General features: G+C 71.7%; 5 protein-coding genes. 1 reads left to right on the top strand and 4 read right to left on the bottom strand.

What is annotated here, in order from left to right; genetic code table 11:
- Positions 1 to 134 precede the first annotated feature (134 nt).
- Entirely contained in the window at positions 135 to 3,272 is a 3,138-nt protein-coding gene (locus tag FOE67_RS13490; RefSeq protein ID WP_182663962.1) for a UPF0182 family membrane protein, read from the bottom strand.
- Positions 3,273 to 3,407: 135 nt separating this feature from the next.
- On the opposite strand from FOE67_RS13490, the gene FOE67_RS13485 reads away from it, so the two are divergent.
- Complete coding sequence (locus FOE67_RS13485; protein WP_182663959.1) at positions 3,408 to 4,040, top strand: PPA1309 family protein; 633 nt, start codon at positions 3,408 to 3,410, stop codon at positions 4,038 to 4,040.
- 49 nt (positions 4,041 to 4,089) lie between these two features.
- Here the strand turns inward: FOE67_RS13485 and FOE67_RS13480 are convergent, their stop codons facing one another.
- The 3 genes from FOE67_RS13480 to FOE67_RS13470 form a co-directional block, all read right to left on the bottom strand.
- On the bottom strand, positions 4,090 to 5,232 hold the full coding sequence (locus FOE67_RS13480; RefSeq protein ID WP_182663957.1) for a YlbL family protein: 1,143 nt from the start codon (positions 5,230 to 5,232) through the stop codon (positions 4,090 to 4,092).
- 50 nt (positions 5,233 to 5,282) lie between these two features.
- Complete coding sequence (locus FOE67_RS13475) at positions 5,283 to 5,468, bottom strand: hypothetical protein (protein WP_182663955.1); 186 nt, start codon at positions 5,466 to 5,468, stop codon at positions 5,283 to 5,285.
- A gap of 189 nt (positions 5,469 to 5,657) precedes the next feature.
- Positions 5,658 to 6,131 carry a molybdenum cofactor biosynthesis protein MoaE gene (locus FOE67_RS13470; protein WP_182663960.1) on the bottom strand — a complete coding sequence of 158 codons (474 nt, stop codon included), beginning with the start codon at positions 6,129 to 6,131 and terminating at the stop codon, positions 5,658 to 5,660.
- Positions 6,132 to 6,152: the final 21 nt, after the last annotated feature.

Genomic DNA, 6,152 nt, shown 5'->3' with positions numbered 1-6,152 from the left:
GCCCGTCCCCGCCCCTCCGGGACAACGGACGGCCGGCCGCCCCCGCGGTGCGCGGGAACGGCCGGCCGTCCGTCGATCCGTCGAATCGGGAGGACCGGTCCGGCCCCCGTGATCGGGGGCCGGACCGGCCGGGATCACTCCTCGGTCTCCTCCTCCGCGTCGTCCGCGGCGTCGTCACCGGTGTCCTCGGTGCGCGCGGCCTCCTCGACCTCCGAGATGCGCCGCAGCGCCTCGGCGAGCTTGTCCTGCGCCTCGCCGTAGGCCGCCCAGTCACCCTCGGCCAGGGCCGCGTCGGCCTCCTCCTGCGCCTCCAGGGCCTCACCGATCCAGTCGGCGAGGTCGGCCGTGGCGTCCGGGGTCTCCTCCGGCTCCTCACCCTCCCCGACGGGCGGGGTGTCATCCGGCTCCTCGCCCGTCTCGGTGACGCCGAACAGGGTGTCCAGCGCCGCCTCCAGGGAGGCCTCGAAGGCCAACTCGTCGCCGTAGGAGGCCAGCACCCGCTGCATGCGCGGGTAGTTGGCGCCCGCGCCGAGCACGTAGACCGGCTCCACGTAGAGCAGGTCGTCTCCCAGTGGCACGGTCAACAGGTTGCCGTACTCGACCTCCGAGTCACCGCGTTGCAGCAGGTTGATCGACTCGGCGATATCGGGTTCGGCGTTCCACCGGCTCTGCACCTGTTGCGGACCCGGGGTGGTGGTGTTGTTCGGCAGCGTCAGGATCCGCATGGTCCCGTAGTCGTCGCTGCGCGCGTCCGCCACCACCGCCATGTAGGCGGCCAGCGTCTCGCGGTCCCTCGGGTTGAACGTGGTGGTCAGCGAGAAGGTGCGGGCCTCCTGGTCCGGCATCCGCATGCTGAGGTAGTACGCGGGAACCGAGTTGCCCGGCTGGGTCGGGTCGTCCGGCACCTCCCAGCGCTCACCACCGGCGTAGAACAGGCTCGCCGAGTCCACGTGGTACCGCTGGAGCAGGTCCCGCTGCACGTTGAACAGGTCCTGCGGGTACCGCAGGTGGGCCATCAGCTCGTCGCTGATCTCCTCACGCGGCGTGACCGTGTCGGGGAAGGCCTTCATCCAGGTCTCCAGGACCGGCTCGTTCTCCTCCCACTCGTAGAGCACGACCTCGCCGCTGTAGGCGTCGACCGTGGCCTTCACGGAGTTGCGCATGTAGTTGATCTGGTTCTGCTGGGCCAGCACCTGCCGCTGCGCGTCGGTGAGCGCGGTGGCGGTGGCCTGGTCCAGCACGGTGCGCGAGGAGTACGGGTAGCCGTTGCTCGTGGTGTAGCCGTCCACGATCCACTGCACCCGACCGTCCACCACCGCCGGGTACGGGTCGGCGTCGATGGTCAGCCACGGGGCGACCGCCTCCACGCGCTCCGTCGGGGTGCGCCGGTACATGATCCGCGACCCCTCGCCGATGGCGCCGGAGTACAGGATCTGCGGCTCGCCCAGGGTCAGGGCGTAGGCGGCCCGGGTGAAGTAGTTGCTCAGCTCGACACCGCCCTCGCCGGTGTAGCTGTAGTCGACCTCCTGGCCGGGCTCGGGCATGTCCTCGGCCGGGGCCTCGGCCTCGCCCTCGGCGGCGTCGGGGTCGGTGCCCTCCTCGGCGCCCTCGGTGCCCTCGTCGAGGCCCTCCTCCAGGTCGCCCTCGGGGACGGCGGGAGCCTCGGTCTCGTCCTCACCGGAGTCGCCGCGGATGTAGTCCAGCTCGGGCTGCGGACCACCCACGATCGACCACTGGGTGGTCGCCTCACCGAAGTAGATGCGGGGCTCGTACTCGCCGAGCTCGCCCTCCGGCGGCAGCTCCTTCTCGATGAAGTCGGGGGTGCCGTTGCCCAGGATCTCGTCACCCCGCGCGGCCACCACGCCGAAGCCGTGGGTGTAGCGGAAGTGGTCGTTGATCCAGTTGCGGTCCGGCAGACCGTCGATGTTGATCTCACGGACACCGATCACGGTGTCCTGGTCGCCGTTCCCGACCGGGTAGCGGTCGACGTCCAGCGTGTCCGCGAAGGAGTAGTAGCCGCGGATCTGCTGGAGCTGCTGGAAGGCCGGGGAGATGACGTTCGGGTCGACCAGGCGGATGCTGGCGGTGGTCCGCACCGCGTTCCGCAGCTCGTCGCGGTTCTCGTCGGTGACCAGCCCGGCCTCCTGGCGACCGAAGGCCTGCTTCTCGGCCCGGTCGATCCCGTAGGCCTCCTTCGTGGCCTCCAGGTGCTTCTGGATGTACGGCGTCTCCATGGCCTGCTCGTTCGGGCGGACCTGGAACTGCTGCACCAGCGCCGGGTAGACGCTGCCGATCAGCACTGCGGAGAGCACCATCAGGCCCAGGCCGATGACCGGGAGCTGCCAGGTGCGGCGCCACAGGGTGGCGAAGAACAGCACCGCGCAGATGACCGCGATGATGGTCAGGATGGTCCGCGCCGGCAGGTAGGCGTTGGCGTCCACGTACCGCAGGCCGGTCCAGCCGTCGGCGTCGCGGAAGTCGCTGCTCTTGAGCGCCAGCCCGTAGCGGTCGAACCAGTAGGCCACCGCCTTGAGGGCCACGAAGAGGCCCACCAGGACGGAGAGGTGGCCGGTGGCGGCCGGGGTGATCCGGTTGCCGGGGGTGGTGACCCGCAGCCCGCCATACAGGTAATGGGTGGCCGCCGCGGCCAGCAGGGAGAGCACCACCACGGCGAAGCCGAAGCCGATCAGGAAACGGTAGAAGGGGTAGTCGAAGGCGAAGAAGGAGATGTCCATCCCGAACTGCGCGTCGGTCACGCCGAACGGGGTGCCGTTGACCCACTGCAGCCAGGTGCGCCACTGCCCGGACGCCGATCCGCCCGCGATGAGGCCGATCAGCAGGGCCGCGGCGATGAGCACCCACTTCTTGTAGGGGGCGATGCTCATCCGGTAACGGTCGAGATTCTGCTGCTCCATCGACATCGCGCTCAGCGGCGGCCGGAGCCGGTGCGCGAGCCAGATGTTGAAGCCCACGGCGAGGGCCATGATCAGCCCGAAGACCGCGAACATCACGATGCGGGTCACCAGCTGCGTGGTGAACACCGTGGTGAAGTCGACGGACTGGTACCACTTCCAGTCCGTCCAGAATCCGGCGAACATCGCGAACAGGATCACCAGGCCCGCCAGGATGGCGGCGGTGATCAACAGGGTTTTGGCGCCCCCGGACGGACGCCCCAGGGCGAAGCCCGGCGCACCGGGCCCACCCGGACCTCCCCCCCTGGGTCCTCTGGGTCCTCTGGGACCGTTGGGGCGACCCGAGCCCCGGTCCGGCATCTGGAAAGCCAAGGTGCGCACCTCAAAGATTCGGAGCGGATAACGGCGGGCCCAGCCTAGGGGACCCCACTTGAGTAACTTACTCAAGCTTTACCCGGTTCCCGTTTCCGGGGTACGGGGCGGCACGATATGGGGATGGACAACACATCACCCGACGCACCCGACGCACCCGTGACCGCCGGCGACTCCGGCACCCCTGTCGCCGCACGCCCTCTGACCAGGGCACTTCTGGAGATCGACGCCTACGCCTCGGGCCTGGGCTGGGACGGCCCGGCCCGCCTGTTCGCGTTGGTGGACACCGACCGGCTGCGCACCGAGGAGCCCGAGCTGGCCGAGCGGCTGGGTCTGGACGAGGACGGACCGGGAGGAACCGGGACCGCCCCCGGGGTCGGCGGCCCCTCCCTGACCCCGATCGAACAGGACGAGCTGCCCGCGGACGCGCCGCTGGACGAGTTCCTCGCCGGCATCGCCTGGCCGGACGCCGTGGCGGGCTGCGCGCTGTGCGTGGAGCGCCTGATGCTGCCGCCGTCCGCCGAGTCCGAGATCCCGGGGGAACTGCGCCGGGAGGAGAACATCGACGCCCTGGCCCGCTGGGTGGCCGAGCACCCGGAGCGGCAGGAGGTGCGGATGACGGTGGGGGTGCTGCGCGACGGTGAGCGCGAGTCGGCGCTGCGGCTGCGCACGCGGGACGCGGAGACCGAGGTGATGACCGGCCCGGACCTGGTGCCCGGGCTCACCGAGGCCCTGGCCGCGACCTTCGAGGGCTGAGGCCGCCCCCCGTCCGGTCCGGCCCCCGTCGGGGGCGGACCGGACGGTCTCAGTCCGCCCGCGAGCAGAGCGGCAGGCTCTCCGGATCGGCCCCGGAACGGATCTCCTCCAGGGCGTCCAGCGCGCCCTCCAGGGTCTCCACCTCGACGAGGGCGAGGCCCTGCGGCGGGTCGGCCGCGGCGGCGGCGCAGTTCGCGGACGGCGTGAGGAACCAGGAGGCGCCCTGCTCCCGGGCGGCGATGGTCTTCATGGCCACACCGCCGATCGGCCCGACCCGGCCCTCCGCGGTGATGGTGCCGGTACCCGCCACGAACTCCCCGCCGGTGAGGTCCTCCTCGGTGAGCTTGTCCACCAGCCCGAGCGCGAACATCAGGCCGGCGCTGGGGCCCCCGACATCGGCCAGTTCGATGTCGATGTCGAAGGGCAGGTCGTAACCGACCCCGGCGGAGATGCCGACGATGGGCCGGCCGTCGTCCTCGGCCGCGGTGGAGTCCACCGTGAGCTCCAGACGCTCCGCCTCGGCGGTGTCGCCGCTGCCGCCGGCCGGTGGTTCGGCCGTACCGGCCTCCCCCTCGGCGCCGTCGGCCCCCTCGTCCCCGCCGGGGACGCGGTCCACGGTGAAGACGACCGGGTCGCCCGGCTCGCGGGCGGTGACCCGCTCCGCCACCTCCGAGGGCTCGCCGATCTCCTCGCCGTCCACCGCCACGATCACGTCGCCCGCGCGGAGCACTCCCTCGGCGGGGCCGTCCTTCACGACCGAGGAGACGATGGTCCGGGTACCGACCTCGTAACCCAACTCGCGCAGGGCCGAGACCTTGGCCGTCTCCTGCGAGCGGCTGAACTCCTCGGCGTTGATCTGCTCCACCTCGTCGGCGGTGCGGCGCTCGGGATAGAGCGTCTCGTAGGGGACGACCGCGCTGCCACCCGCCAGCCAGCCGCGCACCGCCTCGAAGAGACTCATGCGGAAGTTCACGCCGGTCACCCGGACCGTCGTCATGTTGAGGTTTCCGCTGGTCTCGTAGGTCTCCTCGCCCGAGATGTTCAACACGGGGCTGCCGTTGTGCTCACCCAGCGTGTTGACCGTGGGCCCCGGTGACATCTCCGCGTAGGGCACCCTGACCAGGACGGCCGCGAAGAGCAGACCGATCAGGAGCAGACCGGAGGTCAGCAGGGAGGCGGTACGGCGTGGCATGAGCCGACAGTACGGCACCCGGGGGCCGTTCGTCGGCCCGCGGGTGGGGTTCACCCGAGGCCGTCGGCCCCGCGCACCGACCGCTCCATCGCCTCGCGGAACGCCTGGTGGCGCCGGACGCCGGCGGTGTCGTCGGCCCCGCCGGCCCCGGACATCCGTCGACTCGCCACGATGCTCCACCCGCCCGCGATCAGCACGCCCACCAGTGGGATGACCAACCACACCAGTGCCGCCACGACGCCACCTCCCGTCTCGACTCCGGACCGCGAACCGGAGCGCGCGGTCGTCGGGGGAAGAACCTGCCCGGTGACCCCAACGCTCCGATGGGTGAACGGGTCACGCAAGCGGAGGGGTTCCCGGCCGGCGGCACCGGGTGGCCCCGCCCGGGGGCGCGGACGGGGTCCGCGGCACCGGGTGACACGGGGTCAGCCGCAGGCGCCCACCCACTCGGAGGTGCCGTCCGCGAAGGTCTGGTGTTTCCAGATCGGGACGGTCGCCTTGAGGTCGTCGATCAGGCGCCGACAGGCGTCGAAGGCCTCCCCGCGGTGCGGGCAGGCGACCGCGACGATCACCGCGAGGTCACCGACGGCGAGTCCTCCGATCCGGTGAACGGCGGCCAGGGCGCGCACCGGGAAGTCCGCCGCCACCCGTTCGGCGACCCTCCGCAGCTCCACCGCCGCACTCGGATGGGCCGAATACGCCAGTGAGGTGACGGGCGCGCGATCGGCCGGGCCGTCGTGGTTGCGGACGGTGCCGACGAACAGGGCGGTGCCGCCGGCCTCGTGGTCGCCGATGGCCGCCAGGACCTCGGGCACGGACAGGGCGGTCTCACGGATGCCGAGCAGGCGCAGGCGCGGGTCGGGCGGGCCGCCGGGCTGCGGGGGACCGCCGGGGTCCACGGGGTCGCCGGGGCTCTCGGG

This window comes from Streptomyces calidiresistens (assembly GCF_014141525.1).
In the GTDB taxonomy this organism is placed as follows: domain Bacteria; phylum Actinomycetota; class Actinomycetes; order Streptomycetales; family Streptomycetaceae; genus Streptomyces; species Streptomyces calidiresistens.
Note: the sequence above shows the minus strand (reverse complement) of the source record. Positions and strands in the feature narration are given on the sequence as shown.